Annotated in this window: 23 protein-coding genes and 3 pseudogenes; 10 read left to right on the forward strand and 16 right to left on the reverse strand. The window is 54.7% G+C overall.

Annotation, left to right across the window (positions count from 1 at the left end; all coding sequences use genetic code 11):
* Positions 1–24 precede the first annotated feature (24 nt).
* The 7 genes from KBY08_RS19460 to KBY08_RS19490 all read right to left on the reverse strand — a co-directional run bounded on the left by KBY08_RS19460 (position 25) and on the right by KBY08_RS19490 (position 6,607).
* Positions 25–702 (reverse strand): energy-coupling factor ABC transporter permease, encoded by a 678-nt coding sequence (locus tag KBY08_RS19460; RefSeq protein WP_024642026.1) that lies wholly within the window; start codon positions 700–702, stop codon positions 25–27.
* A gap of 72 nt (positions 703–774) precedes the next feature.
* Complete coding sequence (locus KBY08_RS19465; protein WP_024642027.1) at positions 775–1,215, reverse strand: nitrile hydratase accessory protein; 441 nt, start codon at positions 1,213–1,215, stop codon at positions 775–777.
* Positions 1,212–1,865, reverse strand: a complete 654-nt coding sequence (gene nthB / locus KBY08_RS19470; RefSeq protein ID WP_060406555.1) for a nitrile hydratase subunit beta — start codon at positions 1,863–1,865, stop codon at positions 1,212–1,214. Before nthB ends, KBY08_RS19465 begins: the two co-directional genes overlap by 4 nt.
* Positions 1,866–1,885: 20 nt before the next feature.
* Complete coding sequence (gene nthA, locus KBY08_RS19475) at positions 1,886–2,512, reverse strand: nitrile hydratase subunit alpha (RefSeq protein WP_024642029.1); 627 nt, start codon at positions 2,510–2,512, stop codon at positions 1,886–1,888.
* A 187-nt stretch (positions 2,513–2,699) separates the two neighbouring features.
* Positions 2,700–4,214 carry an amidase gene (locus tag KBY08_RS19480; RefSeq protein ID WP_024642030.1) on the reverse strand — a complete coding sequence of 505 codons (1,515 nt, stop codon included), beginning with the start codon at positions 4,212–4,214 and terminating at the stop codon, positions 2,700–2,702.
* Between the two features lie 336 nt (positions 4,215–4,550).
* On the reverse strand, positions 4,551–5,420 hold the full coding sequence (locus KBY08_RS19485; protein ID WP_024642031.1) for a transporter: 870 nt from the start codon (positions 5,418–5,420) through the stop codon (positions 4,551–4,553).
* 140 nt (positions 5,421–5,560) lie between these two features.
* Complete coding sequence (locus KBY08_RS19490; protein WP_024642032.1) at positions 5,561–6,607, reverse strand: phenylacetaldoxime dehydratase family protein; 1,047 nt, start codon at positions 6,605–6,607, stop codon at positions 5,561–5,563.
* Positions 6,608–7,194: 587 nt separating this feature from the next.
* On the opposite strand from KBY08_RS19490, the gene KBY08_RS19495 reads away from it, so the two are divergent.
* Positions 7,195–8,130, forward strand: coding sequence for a helix-turn-helix domain-containing protein (locus KBY08_RS19495; protein ID WP_024642033.1), 936 nt, complete (start codon positions 7,195–7,197; stop codon positions 8,128–8,130).
* 889 nt (positions 8,131–9,019) lie between these two features.
* Here KBY08_RS19495 and tnpC read toward each other — a convergent pair.
* From tnpC to KBY08_RS19510, 3 genes and pseudogenes are all read right to left on the reverse strand, one after another.
* Positions 9,020–9,562: pseudogene (gene tnpC, locus KBY08_RS19500) on the reverse strand (IS66 family transposase); the annotation flags it as partial.
* A 170-nt stretch (positions 9,563–9,732) separates the two neighbouring features.
* Entirely contained in the window at positions 9,733–10,254 is a 522-nt protein-coding gene (locus KBY08_RS26550) for a methyl-accepting chemotaxis protein (protein ID WP_371834315.1), read from the reverse strand.
* A complete protein-coding gene (locus KBY08_RS19510; protein WP_024642037.1) occupies positions 10,200–10,742 on the reverse strand; it encodes a hypothetical protein in 543 nt (180 codons plus the stop codon). The genes KBY08_RS26550 and KBY08_RS19510 overlap by 55 nt, the downstream gene beginning before the upstream one ends.
* A gap of 503 nt (positions 10,743–11,245) precedes the next feature.
* On the opposite strand from KBY08_RS19510, the gene KBY08_RS19515 reads away from it, so the two are divergent.
* The gene (locus KBY08_RS19515) at positions 11,246–11,731 is read left to right on the forward strand and encodes a hypothetical protein (protein ID WP_024642038.1); all 486 of its coding nucleotides are present in this window, start codon (positions 11,246–11,248) and stop codon (positions 11,729–11,731) included.
* Between the two features lie 357 nt (positions 11,732–12,088).
* Here the strand turns inward: KBY08_RS19515 and KBY08_RS19520 are convergent, their stop codons facing one another.
* Positions 12,089–13,057 carry an alpha/beta hydrolase gene (locus KBY08_RS19520; protein ID WP_050594029.1) on the reverse strand — a complete coding sequence of 323 codons (969 nt, stop codon included), beginning with the start codon at positions 13,055–13,057 and terminating at the stop codon, positions 12,089–12,091.
* A 12-nt stretch (positions 13,058–13,069) separates the two neighbouring features.
* The gene (locus tag KBY08_RS19525) at positions 13,070–13,588 is read right to left on the reverse strand and encodes a phenolic acid decarboxylase (RefSeq protein ID WP_046236265.1); all 519 of its coding nucleotides are present in this window, start codon (positions 13,586–13,588) and stop codon (positions 13,070–13,072) included.
* Between the two features lie 121 nt (positions 13,589–13,709).
* Here KBY08_RS19525 and KBY08_RS19530 point away from each other — a divergent pair, with 121 nt between their 5' ends.
* Positions 13,710–14,615, forward strand: coding sequence for a LysR substrate-binding domain-containing protein (locus tag KBY08_RS19530; protein ID WP_024642041.1), 906 nt, complete (start codon positions 13,710–13,712; stop codon positions 14,613–14,615).
* 346 nt (positions 14,616–14,961) lie between these two features.
* On the forward strand, positions 14,962–16,950 hold the full coding sequence (locus tag KBY08_RS19535) for a putative bifunctional diguanylate cyclase/phosphodiesterase (RefSeq protein ID WP_024660464.1): 1,989 nt from the start codon (positions 14,962–14,964) through the stop codon (positions 16,948–16,950).
* 100 nt (positions 16,951–17,050) lie between these two features.
* Here KBY08_RS19535 and KBY08_RS19540 read toward each other — a convergent pair.
* Both KBY08_RS19540 and KBY08_RS19545 read right to left on the reverse strand, forming a co-directional pair.
* A pseudogene (locus KBY08_RS19540) lies at positions 17,051–17,182 on the reverse strand (integrase); the annotation flags it as partial.
* A gap of 150 nt (positions 17,183–17,332) precedes the next feature.
* Complete coding sequence (locus tag KBY08_RS19545; protein WP_197709712.1) at positions 17,333–18,352, reverse strand: sensor histidine kinase; 1,020 nt, start codon at positions 18,350–18,352, stop codon at positions 17,333–17,335.
* A 629-nt stretch (positions 18,353–18,981) separates the two neighbouring features.
* Here KBY08_RS19545 and KBY08_RS19550 point away from each other — a divergent pair.
* The 6 genes and pseudogenes from KBY08_RS19550 (at position 18,982) to KBY08_RS19570 (ending at position 23,430) form a co-directional block, all read left to right on the forward strand.
* Positions 18,982–20,103 (forward strand): PAS domain-containing protein, encoded by a 1,122-nt coding sequence (locus KBY08_RS19550; protein ID WP_225651241.1) that lies wholly within the window; start codon positions 18,982–18,984, stop codon positions 20,101–20,103.
* A gap of 192 nt (positions 20,104–20,295) precedes the next feature.
* Complete coding sequence (locus tag KBY08_RS19555) at positions 20,296–20,976, forward strand: response regulator (protein WP_225650024.1); 681 nt, start codon at positions 20,296–20,298, stop codon at positions 20,974–20,976.
* Positions 20,930–21,334, forward strand: a complete 405-nt coding sequence (locus KBY08_RS19560) for a response regulator (protein WP_024642044.1) — start codon at positions 20,930–20,932, stop codon at positions 21,332–21,334. The genes KBY08_RS19555 and KBY08_RS19560 overlap by 47 nt, the downstream gene beginning before the upstream one ends.
* 466 nt (positions 21,335–21,800) lie before the next feature.
* A pseudogene (locus tag KBY08_RS19565) lies at positions 21,801–21,952 on the forward strand (IS66 family transposase); the annotation flags it as partial.
* Positions 21,953–21,956: 4 nt separating this feature from the next.
* Complete coding sequence (locus KBY08_RS26885) at positions 21,957–22,166, forward strand: hypothetical protein (RefSeq protein WP_371834314.1); 210 nt, start codon at positions 21,957–21,959, stop codon at positions 22,164–22,166.
* Positions 22,167–22,635: 469 nt separating this feature from the next.
* Entirely contained in the window at positions 22,636–23,430 is a 795-nt protein-coding gene (locus KBY08_RS19570; RefSeq protein ID WP_024642046.1) for an SDR family NAD(P)-dependent oxidoreductase, read from the forward strand.
* 105 nt (positions 23,431–23,535) lie between these two features.
* On the opposite strand, the gene KBY08_RS19575 is transcribed toward KBY08_RS19570, so the two are convergent.
* Positions 23,536–23,688 carry a hypothetical protein gene (locus tag KBY08_RS19575; protein ID WP_225650026.1) on the reverse strand — a complete coding sequence of 51 codons (153 nt, stop codon included), beginning with the start codon at positions 23,686–23,688 and terminating at the stop codon, positions 23,536–23,538.
* On the reverse strand, positions 23,651–24,118 hold the full coding sequence (locus KBY08_RS19580) for a carboxymuconolactone decarboxylase (RefSeq protein WP_225650028.1): 468 nt from the start codon (positions 24,116–24,118) through the stop codon (positions 23,651–23,653). Before KBY08_RS19580 ends, KBY08_RS19575 begins: the two co-directional genes overlap by 38 nt.
* Positions 24,119–24,155: the final 37 nt, after the last annotated feature.

Genomic DNA, 24,155 nt, shown 5'->3' on the forward strand with positions numbered 1-24,155 from the left:
GAACCTAGACCGGCTCGTGCCGTCTCAGGCGACCTGGTACAGACGGCGTTCGACCAGCGCGCTGCCACGCAGGCGGCGTGCTGCTTTCGCGCCAGCGAGCACGGCCAGATCCAGCAGCGGTTCGAGGATGACAACGGTCATGTAGGCGCTGCCGAAGGTAAGGACTGAAAGTGCGTTCTCTGCCGTGAAGCCCTTCCCGTAGAAGGCCCAGAAGGCAACCCAAGCGACGATGCCTGACTGGAAAACAGTGGACAGGCCTAGTGCCTGGCGATAGCTCAGGTCCACATAGGGCGTATCTGGCGCAATGATACGCCGCGCTAGGGCAGCAACTGCCAACAGCGGTACCAAAAGGGTGGTGACGTTCATGCCGTACTGCGGAAGGTCGAATTGAGCGAAGAACAAACCCTGGATCAGCAGGCCCAGAGCGAGACCTGCCGCCGCGGGCGCGCCGCCGAACAACAGGAACAGCGTCGAGCCGATTATGAGATGCACCTCGGAAACGCCGACCGGTTGGTGCGGTAGTAGCTGAAAGAAGCCAAACACCAGCGACGTGGCGGCGGTGGTGCGAGCTACCAGCGAGACGGCACCTCGTTCGCCAATGGCGTCCGCGGCGAGTTTGATGGTGTAGGTGCCGACGCTTGCGGCGGTAACATAGCTCAGCCAGAGTTTTCCGGCTTCCACCAGACCAGGTTCGATATGCATGACGATGACTCCTTGGCCGCCTCGGCGGCTTGTTAGGGGAAAAATAGAGACAACAAAGAAATTGCTTCGACCTCAGCAGGCGGCTCGACTGATCGCTACGGGCTCGCGATGCGGCAGATGCTCGTGGGTGTGCCCGTGGGCCGGCGGGCAGCTTGCATTGACCAGTGCCACCGGTTGTCCATGGGGGGTATTTAGGTAAGCCTGCCGCCATTCCTCGACCCGCTGTGCGATGTCTTCCATACCGGCCAGGCCGAGTGTGGTGACCATTCTTTCCATCGCCGTGATCCATTGCCGGTAGTAGGCGTCATTGACGCTTTCTCCGGGTTGCGCCGGTGCAGCCTTGATCTCTTCGCTGAACACCTGCACCCAGTCCTTCCAGGGGAACAGGCCGGCTTGGTGCAAGTGCACCAGCAGGGAAAAAGCCTGGGCCTGCCAAGGCTTGTCGAATGCCGGGCCTTTATCGTCGAGAGGGAGACCGACGGTTTTGTAGTCGTGGTGCATGCTCGTGTTCATACGGCCTCCAGGTAGGTGTCCCAGAGGTCAATGCACACACTGTCCGGCCGCGCGACTCCCCACAGTTCTTCAGCGCTGAAGCTCACTGCATAGACCTGCTGCGGCTGCTCGCCCAACCCGTGGGCCATCGTGTCCGGGGTGGCGAACGCTCCATGTGCAATCACGATTGTGCCAACCTTACCGCGCGCGTAGCGTGGCAGTCGGGTGTGGTTGGTAGGATTTAGGTTCTTCGTCCGCACCCGGTCACCGACTCGGAACTGACCGGGGATATCTTCTTTTGCCCGCGAGGAGGCGCCGCCGAGCACTACGGCCTCGACGATGTCCGGTGTTAACACCGTGACAGGCTGTGTCGGTGGGCTCGGTTTGGCCGTGCCCTGCAGTTCGGCGGCGCTAATGACGCCTTTTTCCGTCAGCAGGGTCTCAAAGGCGTGCAGCCAGTGCTCGTAGTAGCTCGCCTGCAGGTATTCGGCCGGTTCCATGCGTTCGATGGCGTGGCGGAATTCGTCGACGTTGAAGTACCCGCCGACGAAGAGTGAGGCGAAGAGCGGAAAAACTCTACGCTCCCAGTCATGATGGAAGATGGGTTCGTGCTCTTCCGTGAGCACTGGGCCGAAGCCATGCATACCGCCCAGGTCGTGTATACCGTTCATAGGGTTTCTCCTTCTCAGATTCAGACCACGTCATCCGGCTTCTTAGGCAGGCCGGTACCGATCATGGAGTCGCGAGTCACGAGTTCGATCAGTTGCTCCTCGCTCCAGCCGTCAGTGCCCGCCGGACGTTCCGGTAGTACCAGATAGCGCAGCTCAGCGCTGCTGTCCCAGACGCGAACTTCCTTGTCATCGGGAATCGTCAGACCGAACTCGGCCAGCACGCTGCGCGGGTCGATGACTATTCGTGAGCGATAAGGCGCAGACTTGTACCAGGCTGGTGGCAGACCCAGGGTCGGCCAGGGGTAGCAGGAGCACAATGTGCACACCGTCACGTTGTGCACGGCCTGGCTGTTTTCCACTACCACCATGTCTTCGCCCTGAACACCGGAAAAGCCCAACTCGGCGATGGCTGCGGTGCCACCTTCCAGCAGCCGATGTTTGTACACGGGATCGAACCAGGCCTTCGCTATCACTTGGGCGCCGTTGCGCGGGCCGACCTTGTGTTGGTAGGTGTCCACCAGCGCGTCCATGGCCATGGAGTCGACCAACCCCTTTTCCGTCAGCAGGGATTCGAGCGCCTTGACGCGCAGCTCGATGGCCTCCGGAGGCTCAGTGTGATCGTGATGATGTTCGTGTGTGTGGCTCATGTCTTTGCCCCCTGAGAAGTTGATGAAATCGCCACCAGCATTACTCACTGGTGAAGATCCGTTCGCCACGCGTCGAAATGGATACTTGGGATAAAGGTGTACTCATCGGTTGTTTCCTCATCTGCCTATACGGATAAACAGCAAACTTTCGACGCGCGACGTTTTGTGAGTCTGCGGTGGAGCAGGCTTACAGCGTCTGCCAATCGACAGAAGCCTCGAATGCGGCTGCCGCTTGATAGAGGGTGCCTTCGGCATAATGCTTGCCGACCAACATCAGACCCACTGGCAGCCCGTTCACCAGGCCACAAGGGATCGACATGGCCGGGTGACCCGTAATGTCTTGAGCGGCAGTGTTGCCGAGCATCTCCAGCGCCCGGGAGACGTTCTCGGTGATCGAGCAACCCGGTTCAGGCAGCGGCTGGGCGATGATCGGTACCGTCGGCATGACCAGCAGGTCGTAGGTGTCCAGCGCCTTGTCATAACCGGCTCGGGCAACGCGTGCGATGTTCTGCGCCTTGGCGTAGTAACGGCCGTTGTAACGCTCCAGACCAAACTGGCCGACGAACATGCAGAGCTTGAGCGACGGGGACAATGCATTCGCCTGATTGCGCCAGCCGGCCTGTTTGTCCAGTAGCCTAACGTCGTACAGCCCCTTCCAGTTAAAGCCTGCGCCATTGCCGTGCATCATCTGCATTGTCAGGCCTTCGCAACCGATAGGGCTCCACAGCGATCCCGCCAGGTTGTGTTCGGGAACGGATACTTCCTCCACGACGGCGCCCAATGCCTTGAATTTTGCGATGGCGCCGCGTACTTTCTCTGCGACGCGTGGGTCCTGGTTGGCGAGTTGAAAGCCTTCCAGCAGGATCCCGATCTTGAGTCCGCTTACGCCTCGCTCCAGATAGTCACTATAGCCGTCGACTTTAGGCGCAGCCTGGCGTGGATCGAGTCCATCCGCTCCGGCCATGACTTCGAGCATGAGTGCGTTATCGCGTACGTTGCTTGTCATGGGGCCGACGTGATCGAAAGTGGCTTCAATCGCCATGACACCGGTGTAAGGCACTAAACCCCAGGTGGGCTTCATGCCATAAATGCCGCACCACGCTGCAGGAATACGGGCAGAGCCACCCTGGTCACCGCCAATGGCCAGATCAACCTCGCCTGTGGCCACCAGCGCCGCGCTGCCGGAGGACGAACCGCCCGTTGCGAAACCATGGCGCAAAGGGTGGTGCACGGGAGCTGGGTCTGAGGTATGGCTACCACCGGAGAGGCAGTAGTGTTCACAGGTGGCTTTACCAAGGATAGTTGCTCCGGCGTCCAGCAAGCGCGTCACCACGGTGGCGTCAAACGAGGGTACGAAACCCTCCAGTGGCGCGGCGCCGTTCATCATGGGGACACCGGCTAGAGAGATATTGTCTTTGAGCGCGACGGTCTTGCCGACCAACTTGCCTGAACTGGCCCCCATCACCTCGGTCTTGTAGTACCAGGCGTTTAGCGGGTTTTCCGTGCTTGAAGGGCGATGAACAGGACCGCGCTCGTAGCGCACTGGAGGGGTAAAATCGGGTAACTCGTCGACCAGGTCGTACGCCTCAAAACTTGACTGCATGAGTGCCAGATATTCACCGGCTTGTTCTGGAGTCAACTCTATATTCAGCCGACCGGCGATGTCCAGAAGTTGATCAAGGGTGGGGCGAACAATTGCCATAGTGGGATCCTGTCATTAGTCCAAACAGCCCCTATACAAGGCGCTTTGGAAATGGGTTGTAAGATTTTTTTGGTGGTTGCCGCGCAAATTAATGGTTCGGCGACGGCAACGCGGTAATTGGGGTCGAGCAACTAAAGTAAGCTGGAGCCTTGACTGCTGCTTGGTTGGGCAGGACAGGTGCTTGGTTGAGCAGGACAGCCCGATATCGGATGTTTTAGTTCAATACTGTGTTCGGCGCGTCGGGATACAAGTAGATCCTCTTGCTGACGGATCCAAGGTAGATCCGCCTGCGCTCTCCCGCTTGGCTGAACAGGACGCCCGTTATGCCTATTACGCTCAGAACACTTTCAGGAGCCGCAGGTTGAGGCGCGCATCTTCCTTGAACCCTTGCTCGACCTCTATGTCCTTGCCGATCTGGGCTTGGATTTGCAGTGTTGGCCCAATAAAGTGCGTCACGGTGAAACGAGCATAAGAAGTGGAAACGCCGTTGTGCTGATCAATGCCGTCCACGGTGGTCGCGGAACCGCTGATGTATCCAGCGCCGACTGCGAAGGTGGTGCTCGGTGTCCAGGCGTAGCGCACCGCAGACTGGTACTCGTAGCGAGTGTCTTCTTCGAGTTTTACGCTGGTCGATCCGTAGTCATTATTGGCTGATACCCAAGACGCCTCAGCCACGGTGTCCAGCGCCCATTTCTGGGAGAAATGGTGGATGTAGGCAGCCTGTAACGTGGCACGCCAGCGGTTCTCTCCGAGATTCAGGGCGTCGTTTTTGTCGTAGCTGCCCACTGGAATATACAAGTAAGGGGCCAGTGCAAAAACATCTTTGTTGGCGGTGGGTAATGTCCACTTTAGCGGTGCAGAGATGATCGGGTCGCCAATGCCGCGAGTGTCTCCAAGGGCGCCAATATCGCCCGAGGCGTTCATCTGACCGAAGGGCACCAGAAACTGGGGTTCCCAGGAGAGGTTCTCCGAAAGACCAATAGCGCGGACGTAACGCAGGATGCCTATGTCCGAACTGAGCTTGGCATTGTCGGAAACCTTGTGGCCATTCTGGTATTGGTCCGAGCGATCGGCATGTTGATAGTAGAGCAGCAGGGCATTGGCGCCGGCCGGCAACGGCTCGAAATCGCCCGGAGCCACTTCGATGGCCTGGGTTTTGAAAAAGGGCAACATGCCCAGTACGAGTAATGAGTGGTTCAGCTTCATGATCGAATTCCTGGCAAAAAGGGTCCCCAACCCCATGCGCTGGAGGAGAGGGACCAAAACTGTTCGGGAAGAGCTCGGTGTCAGGGCGGAATCTGCATCAAGGCCGACCCGGTATTCCTGGTCGTGTCGGGTGTCAGTTACTAAGGCACCGCGTCGCGCAGCATTCCAGTCTGCGGATGGCAGTTGAGGTACTCGAACAACTGCTGGCTGCCATCCGATACCGATACCTCGTGGTACAATCGCAGCTTCGAAAGGCCTCCGATCACGCGGAAGAACGTGGTGAAAATACGTAGGTGAGTGGGGTGGGATTCGGCCCACCGCTCCAGTTTGTCGAGTGAACGCCAGTGACCGATGTCATAGGCGATGTCGAGCAAATTGCCGTCTAGGTCGATGTTGCGGACGAAGCGGTTGCTGTAGCAACCCAGTGCTTGCCCCTCGTCGCGCAGGAAGTCCATGCCGTCCTGCAGTGGCGGCAGCATCTCGTTGAAATACAGCGCGCGTTCTTCCTCGCCAGCTTCGACCCAGTCTTGTCCGGAGCGGATCAGCGTCAGATTGTCGTGACCACGCACCACGACCCTGCCGCCCTTGGCGGGGTCGCCGGAAAGCACTTGTAATTCGCTGGTCGGCTGCATCCAGTCGGTCTGTGAGACCGCAAAGCGGTCGCGTGCAGAGCCCCAGTAGCCGTGCTCCTCGATTTCGCCGCTGATGCCGTCCATGACGGCGCCGATGCCAGGCAAATCTTCCTTGAAGGCATACAGCGTCTCGAACTGCTCGGCGCGCGGTGCGATGACCTCGCGGAAATACCCCAGTCCCTCGTTCAGGCGCGCGTCATCACTCCACCAGTCGGCCACCGGCGGCGAGCGTAGCCACTGGCAATAGGCAACTGGATCACGCCAGTAGCCAACGACGATGAAATTTCCGTAGCCCTGATTGTCGAGGTGGTAGGTCATGTCGTGGTTCCCCGGGCCATTGGCGAGGGCGAAGCTGGACACAATGTGGCGCATGGTCTCTAGAGCGGCGGTGCGCTGTTCTTCGCGAAATTGCACGCCGAGGTAGGCCATCACGACTTGCTGAACGCTTTCGTCAGCGCGGCCGACAAACATCGGGAAGGGGGGCTGGTAGTCGTCGTGAACCCGGCGGGACAGTGTCCGGGGACATTTGAGGTGTTTATCGATTGCAGATTCCATGGGGGCTCCGTTATTGCCGTCTCAGGCGGACGGTTAGTGGTTCAACATCCCAGTGGGTGTTGTCGTTTTTTGCTGGAACAAATCTTTTGGCGTTGCAGCACCAGCGCCCCGAGCTCCAGTAGGTAAGTGGCAAACTCTTCAGGTGCTATGTCCCACCGCTGCAAATACCAGAATGAGTCGGACAGTCGTTGCTGTTCTTGTGGATGCATGGGCCACCTCATCATTTGCGTTTGGAGGAACACGGTGTGGAGTAAAAGTTATCTAGGGGCGATGAGATGCGCTTGGCTCGAATGGACAACCGTTTGGTTAGGAAGGACAGCCACAAAAAGGGCTGGGAACTCTGATGTGCAGTTATGGTGCGGGATGCTGCGACGAGGAGCCTGTTTGTCTCAAGATATGGCACCGGGATCGCTTTGGCGTATTAGGAGGATCTCCCTAAACAGCCCTCTAGCTCGGGCGTGTAAGGTGTTGGCCAGTGGTCTGTACACCCACATTCGCAAGTGAGGAGAAGGATGGCCTGCTTATTGCTGAGCTTGCTGGCAACCGGTACTACCGCCGTTTTGTTTAACCGCAGCGAGGTGAAAGCGATGAGCCAGACCAGTCAGTACTCGACCCTAGCGGTCACCGCGCCACGTCGTTTTGAGTACTGGAAAGAAGTGGTCTGTCATCACTGTCTGGAGGCAGACAGCAAATCGTTGGCGCAAAGTGATTTTGATGGTGCACTGGAGGTTCACAGCATGGGGGCGTTGGACATCTGCACGTTGTCCGCCCCCCTGCACTATTGGGAGAGGTCCGCCCAGCACCTGCGCAATGATCCCAACGATGATCTGTGGCTGGGTTTCACTCGGCGTGGTTATGGTGAACTGGAACAGGGAGAGCGTAAGGCAAAGCTGGTGGGGGACAGTTTGTTTCTTTATGACGCATCTCAGGCATTCCGTTTCAGTCTGGGGGGGGCCGAAAACCACCTGGTGCGCATTCCCCGGCAGTTGCTTAGCCAGCAATTGCCCAATATAGCAGAGTGCACCGCGGTGGTCCTCGATGATCGTCGCCCAGGGGTTACCCCGTTACGGGAGATGTTACGTCAAGCAGCGAGTCCCACTTCTAGCCTCCAAGATACGGGAATATCCAGCCGTTACTCCAACATGCTGCTCGAGCTGCTAGTGATTAGCCTGGAACTCCAGGACTTGAAGAACACGCACGAAGAGCTGGATCTGTATGGGCGGATCATGAATTATATCCATCAGTATCTGACCGAGCCGGACCTATCGCTTGAGCGCATTGCTCAAGCCCATCATGTCTCTACTCGGACCGTCACGCGCGCTTTCGCCAGGTATCAGAAATCTCCGGTCGCGGAGATCTGGAAGGAAAGGCTGCTTGCCAGTCGGGATGCCCTGGAGCGAGGTCAGGTGCGTAGTATTTCCCAGGCGGCACTAGATTTCGGTTTCTCTGATTTTTCCCATTTCAGCCATGCGTTTCGCAAGGCATTCGGTTGTGCTCCCCATACGCTTTTGCGTCGAGCTTGAAACAGACCGCATTCACCAAGCCTGAAACCAATCCTTGAAGCCATAGGATCAACACCAAGGGATTGAGGAATGCGCTCTTGGTGCAAATATTCAATGGGGCGCTTTTAGCCCTTGGATGTGCTTTGGGTAGAAACAACTATCAATCAACCCTGACTTATTCTATTGACCACGCCTGCTGCGTGGACTGCCAGGTGAGGAGGGCTACGCGGATGACAGGCTGGTGGGTTTCAGGACGCAATGGCAGGCTTAGCAGTTTCCGGTGCGACTGCAGGAGCGCTTGGCCAAGCTCGGTCTATACCTCAATGCCTCGAAGATTCGGCTGATCGAGTTTGGTCGTTTCGCTGCGGGAAATCGTAGGAAGCGGGGGCTACGCAAACCGGAGACGTTGGCCTTCCTGGGCTTTTCGCACTGACGTACTAGGCCGCTTCACAGCGGCAAGAAATGAGTACATAGTTAAGTACATCAGCAAAAGACTACGCTTTGAAATCTAAGCTTTTCAGACAGCTGGAGAACAAATTATGATCTCGTCCGCTGCGCCATATTTGCTTCCACTAAGGCCTACTGAACGCCTGGAAGCCACGGAAAAAGCGGCCTTGTGCCGCTTTTTTCGTTTTCTGAGTTTTACTGAATCTATCTCCAGCAACGGCTTTAAGTACTTATTTAAGTACACCGCTGGCACAGGCTTTTATCATGTCTCGCCCATCAATTTTCGTATAGGTTCATCTACTGTGGGGTTGTGCCCCCCTCCTAAACCGGGTCCTTCAGCACCAAAGTGATGAAGTGCTCAATCTTTCGCGAACCGATGCAAGTTGCGTAATTTCTTTGTACGAGGTGCCTGAGTCTTAACTCCGTCGCAAACGTATGCGTCTGGCCATCACGCCTTGCGTGATTAAATCGGTTGCCACTTATGCGGCAGCAACTGATCGATTTCACTCGCCCGCTGCGTCGGCAGGCGTGTGAGAACATCCTTCAGATATGCATACGGATCATGACCATTCAGGCGCGCAGACTGGATCAAACTCATGATCGCTGCCGCCCGTTTGCCGCTGCGTAACGACCCCGCAAAGAGCCAGTTCTTGCGTCCAAGAGCCCATGGTCGGATCTGGTTCTCTGCCCAGTTGTTGTCTATGGGTACAGCCCCGTCATCGAGGTAGCGCGACAGCGCTGCCCAGCGTTTGAGGCTGTAATCGAGCGCTCTGCTGATGGCCGAGCCTTCGGGCACCAGGTCACTCTGGGCGATCATCCAAGCGTGCAGCATGTTCATCACCGGTACAGCTTTTTCTTGCCGTATTCGGCGCCGTAAATCCGGCTCCAGATCGCGAACTTCGCTTTCGATTTCGTACAGCAACTGGATATAACGCAGGGCTTGCTCCGCAAGCGTGCTTTTATTCGTAGAGTGCAGTTCAAAGAACTTACGTCGCGCATGACAGATCTTGGATGTTCACTAGGTTGCGGTCTACTTCACAGGCTACCTGAGCCTGTTCCTCAGCAGCGCTGACAATCACCAAGTTGCGCTCGTTGATCTGGTTAACGCCTTCGCTGATCCGTTCAAGAGCTAGCCCTGCTTCCGTCGCTAACGCCTGGGTGCTTTGCACGATAGTCCTACATGGCATGCACCGCTTCGTCGACTCCGTTACGAATCCGATCGATCATGGCTTCAATTTCACCTGTTGAAGATTGGGTACGATGAGCCAACGCGCGAACTTCATCGGCCACAACTGCAAAATCTCGGCCTTGCTCACCTGTCCTAGCGGCCGCGATCGCAGCGTTCAGGGCTAGCAGGTTGGTCTGCTCGGCAATGCCACGAATGACCTCCAGAGCCTTGGTGATGTCATGAATCTGTCCAGCGAAGGCCTCCACGCGCTGGGTGGAGTCTGTAATTTCAACGGTTACAGTGTTGATGGCCGTCACGGCCTGCTGCACCTGTTTCTGGCCCTTTGAGGCGTCTTCAGCCGTCTGACTTATGAGCGGCTGTTGTCTGAGCGTCAGGGGATTTAGTGGGGGGTTGCAAGGTATGGAGACGACGAGCGCATCGGAGCCACCGGCGCCGGCAGTGTGCGTAAGGTCCCTCATGGAATACCCGGCCCTGCAGGTCGACCTGCTGCGTACTCGCTGGCCACCCATTCCCAATACTTGCGGATTGAGGTTTCAACCTCTGATTCCCGCACTAGATGCTGCCAGCGCAACGCCTCTTCATTCAGATCTTGAAGGCTGGCGAGCTGATCGAGCAGTTGCGCACCCGCAGCGCCGAACCGCGAACGCGCCTTATCCCAAAAGCCGTAGGACAGCTCGTATTCGGTCAGCGGCACGATCGGGAGTCGATGGATCTGCCAAAGGTGCCAGAGCAGCCCCAAGCCTACACCTTGGCGCTGATGCACGACCTCGACCTTGTTGATATACATCCGATCGCGCAACGCATTGACTGAGTAATCGACATGGCCAAGTCGTTGATTGTCTCGCTCGGCCACCAGGTAGGTCTGAGTCCCTGGAAAGGGAAACTCACCGCGTTGCGACGCGGCGCTGTGGTGAGTGCGCACCGAGATTGTCGACAGACGTTTTGTCAAGCGATCAGCCGCTCTACGTTGAAGGAAATACCGGATCGGATCAAACATAGCTACAAGCCGCCTCTGCGAGGGAGACTAACGATAACGTATTTCTTATACTGGTAATAAGCGACAAGTGCTCGATCCGTCGTAGTGAGCGGGGAAGTCCAGAGACGTCAGGTGGACCATAATCTCCGACTTCCAGAGGTCAATGTTTTACCGTCGCGTGGTAGAAACGGCCTGGATGCTGCATGCGTGGTGGCCGTTTATCAAGCAGCCGAGACTGCGGCGGGCTCTAGCAGCTTGGCGCGCATTAAATGAATGCGGGCCCGCTCGAATTTACCGGCGCGCTCCAGCTCGGCGGCCATCTCCAGATCTCAGTCCACCAGTGCCCGAAGTTTGGTTACTGGGTTGGTCTGGGTCTGTCCTAACCAAGCAGCCGCTCATGCCGGAATTTAGGAAAATCGTCACGTAGAATCCGCTCAAAGGCACCCCAAGCTCTGACGTCTATGTCGGAGTAGCCCAGCAAAAGGATTCGATATCCGCATCCGCCAAAACCAAGGAACCCGTTCATGAAATCCCGACTTTCTTTCAGTTCATCCTTTCTGATTATGTTGTCGCTGACAGGATGCGCAGCGAATATGGATGCTCCAAAGCACGATCAGTCTGGGGAAAGCGCACTTTACGGCAGTTGGCATGTTACAGGCGTAGCGATATCAGGCTCTGGCGTGCAGGCACTGGCAGATGATGATCCCAGCTTTATGGGGCGACATCTCAGTTTCAATCACGACCAGCTTGCATGGAAGGCGTCAACAGACTTGACGGAAGATGTGTGCAAGGCGCCGATTTTTCATAAGCTTCCGGCGATGAGTGGAACAGAACCGGAGCCGCAACTTCGTAAGCTTGGCATCGAAAAAGCCGTACGCTATAGCGTTGAATGCAAATCTGGAAGCTGGGGTCCTTTCGATAAAGAAACTCCGGTATTTTTTCTAGCCAAAAACGGGTCGTTAGCTCTTTCCTGGTATGACGGCGGCTTGCTGAAGCTCGTGCGAGACTGAGCTCGGAAAGGAGCCATGAGCTACCCACACAAGCAGTGGTAAAGACCAGATTTAATCGGAGCAATTTGGTTTCCACTACGAGTACCTCCACATCATCAAAGCATTGAATGACGTGGAGGGGTTGGACACACTGCTCCTACATGGGCCCCTGGGAACTTTGCTGCAAAAATCGAAGGCAGAGAATTCTGCTTGAGCGTTGCTCAGCTTGAGAAATTTCATCCAGAACAGTGATAATCCACTACGCTACAGAACTGACGAGGAATTGAGTCAGACGACGAGTAGGAACATATATGCCCTATGTACTTGCCGCTGACGCACGGGAAGTAGATCTGAGCATCCCTAACTCAATTAGAGATATCAAACTCGAGGATTCATATGTGGACCCAAGCATCGTGAAAACCAGAATGCGATAGTCTGCATGGCGTCTTCAACCACATCGAGGACACCCCCCATTTCGATGAAGCCGTGCACTTGCCCTGGGTAATGGCGGTGCAGCACCTCCACACCGGACGTGGCCAAACGATTTGCATAGGCAAAGTCTTCGTCTCGTAGGGGGTCAAAACCTCCGGTGATTATTAGCGCAGGTGGTAGATTGGAATGATCTGAGGCAAGAAGCGGGGAAGCTCGCCAATCAAGGCAAGCGCTTGGGTCAGGTAGGTAGCTGGAGACCATTGTCCTCATTGCCCGTCCCCCCAGAGGTGGAGTTTCAGCTTGTTCGATTCGAGATAAGCGTTGCTCGCCTTCCAAACTATTGTCGACGCCAGGATAGATGAGCACTTGGCAACGTAATTGGGGGCCTGGTACTTCTCGATGGGCGAGGCACGCCACTGCAGACAGGCCACCCCCGGCGCTGTCTCCGATAATACCGATACTACTACTGTCAAGTCCCAATTTTTCGGCGTTATCAAGTATCCAACGACTGGCAGCAATTGCGTCTTGAGGGCCAGCCGGGAAAGGATGCTCCGGCGCAAGCCGATAATCTACGGCTACCACAATACAGCCACACGTGTCGGCAAGCCGGCGACAAACCTTGTCATGGGTGTCAAGGCTGCCGATGACCCAACCGCCGCCATGAAGGTAGATCAATCCGCTTTGAGGATCGCTATCCACTCCTAACGGCCTGTATACACGAATAGGTATTTCTCCGGCTGGACCCGGAACAGATAGATCATTCACTTCCGCCATCGGGCGGCCCTTACCCCCCAATTTTTCGCCAATCGCGTCATAAAAGGGCCGCATCTGCTGAGGGCTCATATTATCAAGCGAAGGGCCACCAGACTTCGCCATAGCGGCCAACACCTTCTCCAGCTGAGGATCCATTAACATACTCACTCCTTCTCAGTTCCGCCGCTGAGCGTAACCATCTGGCAAATCTGACGGCGCGCAGGCGATCACGCTTTCATTATCCTGACCGCGGTCCTCGATAAACGTAACTGGAGCGAATTCGTCGATTACCAGTTTGGGATAGGTGGGTCCCGCATCGCGATATTGATGCATCAAATCAAGGTTTGCGTTCTGATAACAGACGGTTTTAACTGGATCCAAGCCTATCCAACGCGGGAAAAAGATGATGCCGTGCAAATGCTTCTCCGCGAAATTGATCGCGACGCTTACCGTTGTTCCAGTAGGCTCATCCCAGGAAATTTTGCACACATCGTCGCTGAGCCGAACGATATGAGCTAGCTGATCACGAACCCATCGCCCACCGACCATGCCGCTGTGGATACGGTAATCGATGGTGCGAGCATTCTTCAGGTACATTTCATACTGCCAACCGTTTTCGTAGGTATAGATGAAATGCTTCCCCAGAAAACGAGTGAGCTGCTCGGGCTTGGTGGACTCAAATAAATCGGCCATTGGATAGCTCCATGGTTAAAGCTGGCTTGGCGTTTGACGAAAGCCATATTAAAAATCATCCACGCTATTCACCAGTACTTTGTTTCTCTAGACTGATACTTTTCAGGTATGGGTGTGTGGCATGGAACTGCGTCATCTCCGCTATTTTGTGGCTGTTGCAGAGACAGGGGGCTTCACTGCCGCTGCCAAACGCCTGCACACGGTCCAACCTTCCCTAAGTCGACAGATCCGTGACCTTGAGGCTTACGTTAATACGGAGCTGTTTGAGCGCAATAGCCGACACGTCAAACTGACTGCTGCGGGCCGAGTTTTCTTGGACGAGGCTCGCTTGACTTTGGCACAGGCTGATCGTGCTGTAGAGCGCGCACGGGAGGTGTCGAATAGCCAAGCTTCTCGCTTGACACTGGGGTTCGTGCTAGGAGTCGAGGTAGAACTGTTAAACCATGTACTTAATGCTGTTCACGAAAAAATAGAAAATGTCGAGCTAGGTATGCAGAGCCTATCTTCTCCGGCCCTTATCGCAAAACTTAAGGAAAGGCAGATCGATGCCGCGTTTATCCGTCCTTCACCCCAGGCGGCTGGGCTCAAAATCCAGATACTAAGGCGTGAAAAACTCATCGTCGCAATGCCTAAGGGTCACCCTCTGGCGACGGAGAGCAGCATTCAGCTCAATCAACTACTAGGTGAACCATTTATAAGAGTTTCGCGTGAGCTCTCCCCGGTACTTCATGATGTCATTGAAGCGTTCACCAGCCTGCACGGCGTCGAGCTACACAACGTTTATCATTCAGAAAATCTTATGATGGCCCTCTCTCTGATCAACTCAGTCGGTGGCATCTGTCTACTACCAGAGTATTCAGTCCAATTATTCCCTCAAGGAGTAGTAGCACGATCGCTCGTCGAAGAGTCGCCATCAATTGAACTTGCCTTAGCGTGGCACCCGGAGAATCGGTCTTCCACATTAGATATGTTCCTGAAAGCTTTCCAAACTCAGGCTACACCAGTGCCATCCAAAAAACAGGGCTGATCTGTAGAAACAACCGCCAAAATACTCTGTAGTCACTTAACCGCCACCTGGCACGTGTAGATGCATGGCATTGAGGTAACAGGTTGCATAGGATCGGCAAGATCACCGGTGCAAGGGCAGGTAACGCACCTTGCCGCCCTTGCCGTGAACCTTCAGGCGCTGGATTCCGCAGCGTTCCTGAGTGTCGCTCACCTGCAGCAGCTGATCATCAAACAGGTCCGCTTTTACAAAAAATGACCTCGGAAACCACCACTGGGCAGATTTCAGTGGCTCGACATCTGCAGCAAGGTAGAATGGTGGCTTATAGCCATAACAAGGCCTTACTAGTGCATGCTGTGGAATTTCTATGTTAGACGCTAGCCTGATTGACCGAGAACTCGAGAAAAAAACCAGCGCTGCACGTTTCTCTGAGCAGTTGGAACTACGTTATCAGAGCGATATCCATACTACCCGCCGGCACCACCTGATCCTGTGCTTGATCTTGGGAAGTTTCACATTCAGTAGTTTTTCACTATGGATAGTGATCATAAATCCGAAGGAGCTGGCATCAGCAATTTTGCAGATGGTCGGAACATGCGTACCAAGCACTCTGCTGGGGGTGTTGCTTCTAAAAAGGTTATCGGAGCGCTGGAGAGAGTACGTCTCCATGTTGCCTTCATACACCGGATTTATAATTGCTTACAACGTAGTAATTAACGGTGAGCAACCTGTTTCGGGTGAGCAGTCACTGTTCATGTTTTGTTGGCCGCTGATGCTTATTTATGTTAACACGTGCATGAAAAGTCCTTTCAATGTTGCCTTGGCCTATAACATATTTTGCTTGACCATCACAGCTTGGGGTGTGCATATAGCCCCGATTTCCCTGAGCGCTGGCGGCCTGATAATAACCGCTATAGGCTCCTCATCCTTTTTCTCATTGCTTGGCAACTACTGGTCCAACGCCGAGGCCAGGCGAAGTTACCTATATTGGCTGCGCGAAGAAACCAGAGCCTCTACTCTCACCGATGCCAATAGTGACTTGCAGCGTCTTTCAGAGACCGACGCGCTGACCGGTCTGGCTAACCGTAGGCACATCCAACCGCAACTGGACGCACTTACGACAAATCATTTGGATGGACAGTCCGAGGGTGCGGTACTTTTGATCGATATAGACCATTTCAAACGCTTTAACGACCATTATGGACATCTCATCGGCGATGAGTGCTTGAGAGCTGTTGCCACTGCTCTAGGCAGTTGCTTCATTTCGCCTTGTGCCGTAGCACGATTCGGCGGTGAAGAGTTCATTGCCGTTTTGCCAGATACCTCCCATGATGAAGCCCGCAGGATCGCTCACCACGTATTGCAAACCATACGTGAACTAAACGTCGCCCACCTAGGACGCACAGACGGCATCTCGATTATCACTGTCAGCATCGGGTTAGCGCACAGTGCGAGTAGTGAGTTAACCGATAGTACCTCACTCTTGGATCAGGCTGACAAAGCGCTGTATCGAGCTAAAAGAGGTGGCCGCAATCGTCTAGAGGATACAGGATTTATATTTCCACAAAACGATGAGTCGCTTCTGAGATTGGAGGATATCCGAGAGGCCTTAGCAACAGACCAATTTGACTTGCACTTCCAACCGCTGTATCAACTAGAACCTTATCAGCTCAATGGCTATGAGAGCCTTATTCGCTGGCAGCATCCCAAGCTCGGAAATGTGCCACCTGATTTATTCATCGCAATGGCAGAACGTAGTGAGCTGATTAATGATGTAGGTGACTGGGTTTTGGATAAAGCCTGTGAACAGGCCAGCCGCTGGCATGACGCTGTAAACATATCAGTAAACCTTTCACCTATACAGCTTGCCAACACCGATTTTCCAATGAAAGTGGCAGGTGCATTACTTAAGCATGGTCTCGCGGGGCATCGCCTAATATTGGAAATAACCGAAGGAGTTCCTCTCCGTATAAATGATCAACTATTGAGTACAGTTTCAGGTCTCAGCAACCTGGGCGTACGACTGGCTCTGGATGACTTCGGTCAAGGTCATGCCAATCTAGCTTATCTCCTGAAACTTCCATTCCATTCTTTGAAGGTTGACCGTCAGGTACTGAGAATTGAAGACAAATCCCAACGCGAGCAGGTATTGCTGGCCCTTTTGAAACTAGGGCATGCCTTTGGTCTCAAGGTGTTGGCGGAAGGCGTTGAGACCGCTCAGGATCTCGAATTACTGCGTAATATAGGCTATGACCATGCTCAAGGCTATTATCTTGGACGTCCTCAACCGGATACATTTTCTTGTAACTCATTGCCCCCCGTACAATCGCTGGCTCCCATTGTCAGCTTCATATAGTTTCGGGTAACTGACTGGACTTGCCATTGAGGTTATCGGTCAATTTTATTGGAAATAGGATTTCTCGAATGCGAGGGCCTTGGTCAATGAAGCCCTTCTATTAATACTTTACTTTATAGGTGGGTGAGTCCTCAGGTCTATTTTCTCCCCGATCGTATATCCTCGTCGTGCTGATGTTGGCATGGCCCAGCCAAGCCTGGATCTTGGCGATATCCGCCTCGTGCTCTAGGGCATATGCGAGCAGGCTGCGCTCGATAATTACATGATTTCTTTGCTGAAGAATTACTGCTAACACCATCGCGCGATTTTTTGAAAATCGTGAACCATTGTTTGATGGTTCGGCATAGAAAGTCTGAGGCAACCCGGCAGAACCTCGGAATAATCAAGCAGAGAATTCCAGGGTAAAGCGTGAGCCAGAAAGAGCATTTTCCCACTGAGGTTCACCTCCCAGCTGCCTGCTCAAGCGAGAGATGAGTTTCATGCCCAAGCTAGCGGGTTTCGTCTGCTGCCAACCCTCAGGTAACCCCGGGCCACGATCACGAACTTCCAATCGTAGACGATCGCCGTTGGGCTTGATGCTGATGCTTACATCGCCTGGTTTCTGTGGAGAGGCGTATTTCACTGCATTGGTGACCAGTTCGTTCACCAGCAGGCCTAGAGGAATCGCGTCATCTGTGGGAATCATTACAGGAGGAGCTTCGTATGTCAGGATTTTGGTCGACGCGGAGCTGCTGAATTTCTCGCAAAGTTCCCTCAGAAAATCCTCCAGGTTCAGGCTTCGCACTTCGCCCGTTTGCCACAAACGGTCATGCAGTTGCGCATTGGTCAATACCCGCGTTTCTGCATCGTCGAGTGCCTGTCGAAGGTCTGCGGACGGTGAGCTGTTGCTCTGCACGCGCAGCAAACCCGCCACAATTGCCAAGCTGTTCTTGACCCTATGACTGACCTCCTGCGTCAACACATGCTGGTATTCAAGGGCTTGTCGTAATTGCTCTTCGTTAGCCCGCAGTGCGTCTTCATAGCTCTGACGTTGCAACGCAACGCCTAGGAGATTGGCAAAGGCCTGCATAAATGCCAGATCGGCTTCGGTGAATCGGCCATCGAGCGGACTGTCCACTTCGAGTACGCCATAGGGCTCATCCGCGACTAGTAAAACCACATTGATCGCCCGCTTCACGTTATGGTCAGCCAGGATTCGTGGTGTGCGGAAACGCGCTTCTGCCTGCAGGTGGTTGGAAATGACCGCTCGTCTCGTCTGAAAAGCGAAACCCGCCGGGCTTTCTAGATCGGCTCCTGCGCGTGCATGCCCTACGTATCCAGGTTTCCAGCCCACACCGGCGATCATTAAAAAGTCGCCCTCTTGCGGCTGAAAGGCCATGACCTTGCAGAGCAGGGTGGACATGCCTTCTGCACAAACGGGTAGCCTCCTGAAGCAACAGCCCTGCCTCGTGGGTTTTCAAGGCGAGCAGTCCAAAATCTGCCGTCAGCTGCTGTTGACGGAGTCGGTAAGCCAACTCTTCGGCGTTGGCCGCTCCTTGCTCGGGGGGGGACGGGCGCAGCATTGTAATGATCAGCGGACATTAATGACCTCTATGACGGGGGGCCTTCGTTTTGATTGAGAGCCTTTGTCATGGCCGTCCAGATCCGTCCTGGGAGTTAGCAGTGAAGCCTGACGAATACGAGGGATTTTAAAGGGATGCGCTTGGGCCGTAAATCCAGGCAAATAGGTTTTACCCGAACCCTGGCGTCTAGAATGGGTCTGACTAGCAGATATTCGTTTACCCTATACCTTCTCGGCGCCTGTACTACGCGGACGCACCGCTGCGTAGCCTATGCTCGTAATGCCACCCTACCTCTTTGGATTAAGCCGGTATGTTCATACCCCCTGCTGATGAATTCGTTTCTTCCTCAAGGGGAAAGCTGACTTCGGACGCTCTACCCATGATCGGTGGGGGCCAAATGGGTGACCTGGTGCGAGGAACCGATTGGTCTCTAACTCCTCTGGGCGCTTACAACAGCTGGCCAGCCTCTATGCGCACGGCACTGTCGCTGGTGTTGAACGCCAAAGGCATCGCTGCATTATATTGGGGAGAACGGCAGTGGCTTCTGTACAACGATGCCTATGGTCTCGCGTTGGGGGATCGGCATCCTTCGGCTTTCGGACAGCCTATGCCTGACGTCCTGACGGACATTGGCCCCGTCCTCGGTCCTCAAGTTGCCGAAGTGCTGAGGACTGGTAAAGGGTTTGCCATCGAGAAGTTGTCCATGACCATGAACCGGCATGGCCATGATGAGGAGACCGTCTGGACCTACAGCTTTTCCCCCATACAGGGCGAGAGCGGTGGTTTTGCCGGCGTCCTGCTCCTTGCTACCGAAATGACTCAGCAGATCCTGGCCGATCGTGAAAGGGATAAAGCCGAAGGAGATCGCGCGCAGGCGGTTGTACAGCTGAAGGAGCTGAATGCTCGGCTCGAAGCTGAGGTGACTCGGCGCACCGAGGATCGAAACAGGCTGTGGTTACTGTCTTCCGACATCATGATTCGGTGCACATTTGAAGGGTTGATCACCGCTGTCAACCCCGCGTGGACTGTTTTGTTAGGTTGGCAGACGGATGAGTTGATTGGTCGGACCATTTTCGAACTGATTCACCCCGAGGACCTGGACCATACAATCAAAGCAGTAAACATGTCGGCTAGTGGACATGCTTACAATCGCTTCCGTCACAGGGACGGCAGTTACCGAAGGATTTCATGGTCGACCCAGCCGGATGACCAGCAAATTAACGCGGTAGGACGTGATTTCACGGCTGAGTATGACGCCGCGCAGGCTCTGGCTAAAGCAGAAGAAGCATTGCGCCAATCTCAGAAACTCGAGGCCATTGGTCAGCTCACTGGCGGTGTAGCCCACGACTTTAACAACCTGTTAACAGTGATCAAATCCTCTACGGATATGCTCAAACGGCCGGACATTGCCGATGAGCGTCGGGCTCGGTATGTGTCCGTTATCTCGGACACCGTTGAGCGGGCGGCGAAAGTAACTTCACAGCTTTTGGCTTTTGCCAGGCGTCAAGCATTGAAGCCCTCAGTGTTTGTCGCCTGCGACAGCGTAAAAGCCTTGGCAGGGATAATAAGTACCATGGTGGGTCTCAAGTAGAGATCAGTCTTGATCTCCCTGAGCAAAATCATTTTATCCGTGCCGACACCAATCAGTTTGATACCGCATTGGTGAACATGGCTCTCAATGCACGGGATGCCATGCAAGGCCAGGGGCGTCTCACGTTGCGAGTCCAGGCTGCAAAGCAATTGCCTGCCGTGCGATCGCATCCTGCCATTGCTGGCGATTACGTTGCTGTCTCGATCAGTGACACCGGCTCCGGTATCCCCCCCAGAAAATCTGGAACAGATCTTTGAGCCGTTCTACACCACCAAGAGCGTAGGCAAAGGGACCGGGCTTGGACTGTCCCAGGTTTTTGGTTTCGCGAAACAATCGGGCGGCGAAATCGTGGTGACAAGCACGATCGGTCAAGGCAGCACATTTACTCTGTATTTGCCTCGCGTATTCCAGCCAGCTGAAACCTTAAACGCTCCTACTCCTGTTGCGCTCATTAACGGACATGGGACAAGCGTATTGGTGGTAGAGGACAACATTGATATAGGTATCTTCACAGTCCAATCGCTCACTGACCTCGGTTATGCTACCTTCCTGGCTCACGACGCCCAGGAGGCACTTGCCGAATTAGCAAAGGATGCTCGCCGATTTGATATCGTGTTTTCTGACGTGGTCATGCCAGGCAAGAGCGGAATCGATTTAGGCCAGGAAATTCAACGGTTGTACTCAGATTTGCCGGTGGTACTGGCTACAGCCATGTACTTGCGCAGAATGGCGCAACAGGTTTTAAGCTTGTGCATAAGCCCTACTCTGTTGAGCAGCTATCGAGCGTGCTTCAACAGGTGCTCAGCGCGACAAAGCAAGGAACGCAATGCCCATAATTTCGGTTTCATCGACGGAAGAGCCCGTCAGTGGTAGCGTGGTGATTGTCGAAGACGATCCCTTGATGCATCGGTTGATCGTGGAAATCTTTACTGACCTTGGTGCTGACTCCATTGGATTTTTCAGCGCTGACGAAGCCTTGATGCACCTCCTGCAGTCCAAAATCCCCTGTGCATTGCTGATCACCGATTCTACTCTGCCAGGCCAGCTTTATGGCAAGGAACTCGCGATGATGGTGCATCAGCGCTGGCCAAGTACCCCGATTATAGTGACCACCGGCTACGGAACGGAGGTGAGCCGTGACCTGCCTGCCGGAGTCGCATTCCTGCAAAAGCCTTGGAGTTTGGATCAGCTGGTGCAGACAGCCAGGCACATGCTCAAAAACGGCCACTAATCGCAGCTAGATATTTAGGGACTTACGTTAAACCCCGCTATGAATATTTAAGCACGGCAACGCGCGAGATAATCTATTGCGCAGAACCGCTGAATACTTAAGCGGTGTGGTGTTTTACCTCAAAGGGCTAGCGAGTGCAGATCATGTGCTGCGGTGGTGTAACCGTCCACCTGTTAGCCCAAATGATAGGAGAAGCCCGTGGTCTGCCGCTTGCTCAACTCCAGATATGAACCCCGACGTATGATTCGAGCGATAGGGCTGCCCCTGGAGTTGCAGTAGGGTCTACAGACGGCGATTGGCAGGGTACGAGCGAAACTTTCCCATTCTTGAACAATGGGTTTGATGTTTTCGATCAAGAAATCGGACAAGCGCATAGCCGTCTCCCTGTAATTAGGCCAAGCGCCTAGACTGGCGCACTGATCGCTTAGTAAAACATCAATCAAATGAGTGGGGAAATCAACGTCGTCGACACGAAAAGATCTTCGGCCGTGTCGGCCTGGCCATACCGCGCTCGACACTGGCGCAGTGGGAGGGTCAAACCGGCGTGCAGTTGCAGCCTCTGGTCGATGCGCTGCGCGAAGTGGTGCTGGCCCAGCGCGTGGTCACGCCGATGAAACGCAGAATGAAAGCACTGACAGCCTTCAATTTTGAACAGGGCTTTGTCACGGCCTCTTTAAACATCCATATCTGGGCGCAGGATCAACCACACCTGATGGCGATCCAGACGTTCTATCAGACCGGCGCCGAGCTTTGCTTTCGAAGAGCCGAAACATGTTGTGTCGGGCCCGACCACGACCTGCTTCACCAAGTCCGGCCCCCCATCATCTTGTGATGCAGTCGGCCGGATCGAACAGCACCCATTCGTCTTCGCCCATCATCTGGATTTCCCGCAGCGAGCCGTTCGTAAACTCCAGTCGGTATTCCCTCAGATACAGGCGCTTTCTGCTCTACAGGGACCACCATGTTAAAGAGTGTATAAAGCGCCAGGTACGGTAAGCGCGGATCTCTCTTTGCGGCCAATACAGAAACGTTGCCATTGCCGGGCCAGGACAGACACCCGCTGTTCTCTAGCCAACGCCGAACAGCGCGAAGCGGCTTGGTTGTTGGCTGCGACAGCTTGATTCACTAGTGTTTGGCGGCCAAGCTTCGTTTCAACACCTTTCGACAGTTTTGCGCTTTCTTCCGAGGAGGCTGGACCCGCCGAATTTCTTATGTCGGTTGCGACAGTATTAATTCTCTAAATTCAGCTGTGGAAGCTTTAACAGGATGGGGCAATCCCAACCGGACGCGATGGAGTAAAGATGAAAATTCAATTGGATACCAAGCGTGCGCTGGTCACCGGTTCAACCGGTGGCATAGGTTTCGCGATTGCCAAGGGCCTTGCCGAAGCAGGCGCCGAGGTGGTGATCAATGGCCGGAGTGAAGGCTCTGTAAAAGATGCAGTCGCCAGACTGGCGAGCGCTGTGCCGGGCGCGACCATTAGCGGCGTGGCCGCTGATCTGAGCGCTGCGAGCGGTGTCGAAACGCTGCTTCAGGGTGCAGGACATATCAACATCCTAGTCAATAACGCGGGGATCTATGGCACCCAGGATTTCATTGAGACCGAAGATGAAGTGTGGGACGCCTACTGGCAGACCAACGTCATGTCAGGCGTACGCCTGAGCCGCGCACTGCTGCCGGTTATGGTGGAAAAGAACTGGGCAAGGGTGGTGTTCGTGGCCTCTGAGTCTGCGCGCAACATCCCGGCGGACATGATTCACTACGGCGTTTCCAAAACCGCGCAGCTAGGATTGGCCCGAGGCCTGGCCAAGCGTGTTGCCGGCAGTGGTGTGACCGTCAACAGTGTTCTACTGGGGCCGACACTCTCCGATGGCGTCGCAGCCATGATGCAAAGCGAAGTGGAGCGTACGGGCAAGTCGCTTGATGAGGTTGCTAGGGAATTCATTCAGAAGCACCGGCCAAGTTCGATCATTCAGCGGGCTGCCACCGTGGAAGAGGTCGCCAACATGGTCGTTTATGTGTGCTCGCCTCAGGCTTCTGCAACCACGGGAGCAGCGTTGAGGGTGGACGGCGGTGTGGTTGACGACATTGTGTGATTGATCACGGTCGGGGCAGACCTGTACCGGGCAGGTCCAGTTGCGACGGCCAGTACCCTGTCGCCAAATGGCGAAAGGGTCGGGGCGATGGCGCGGGTGTGGCCATCAACCTTTGATCCAGCTGCCATCCTTCTGCGCATCGATCTCGATGTCGAAAGTCTGGAGATAGACAGATACCATCCGGTAGTAACCGATGACGATGACTGCGTCGCTCAACTCCTCAAGCGAGAAGTGCTGCTGCGCGTGCTTGAACAGCACGCCCGGTGCCTTGCCCTTCGAGAATGGCTTGTCCGAAACGAAGCAGTACGCGTTCGTCTTCTTTGAGCGCGGCGGAATCATCGAGACGGCCTTCTGCAATGGCGACGAACTGATCCGGCCGAACGCCTGCCACCTGAGCGATGGAAACATGCTGCTCCCACTCGTAAGCGACGTCTTCATGGGCAGCCACCAGCAATACCAACAATTCCTTGTGATAATCGGAGATCGTCAGATCCCTGAAGATGGCGTTGGTCAGATCAATGACCGGTATAAATGCCCCTGCGCTGTAACCCAGCATCCGGAAGAAGTTAACTTTTGTCGGCAGGCTTTCAAACTTTTCCCTGACCGGTTCAGGCAGTGTCGAAAAGTCGGGATACTCAATCCGGACTTTGGAACTTATGTTTTCAATGGATACGTCGGGCTTGCTCATGGGGCACTCCTGGAGCGTTGATTAATAGTGTGCGGTT

Source organism: Pseudomonas sp. P135, from assembly GCF_020312125.1.
Taxonomy (GTDB): Bacteria; Pseudomonadota; Gammaproteobacteria; order Pseudomonadales; family Pseudomonadaceae; genus Aquipseudomonas; species Aquipseudomonas fragariae.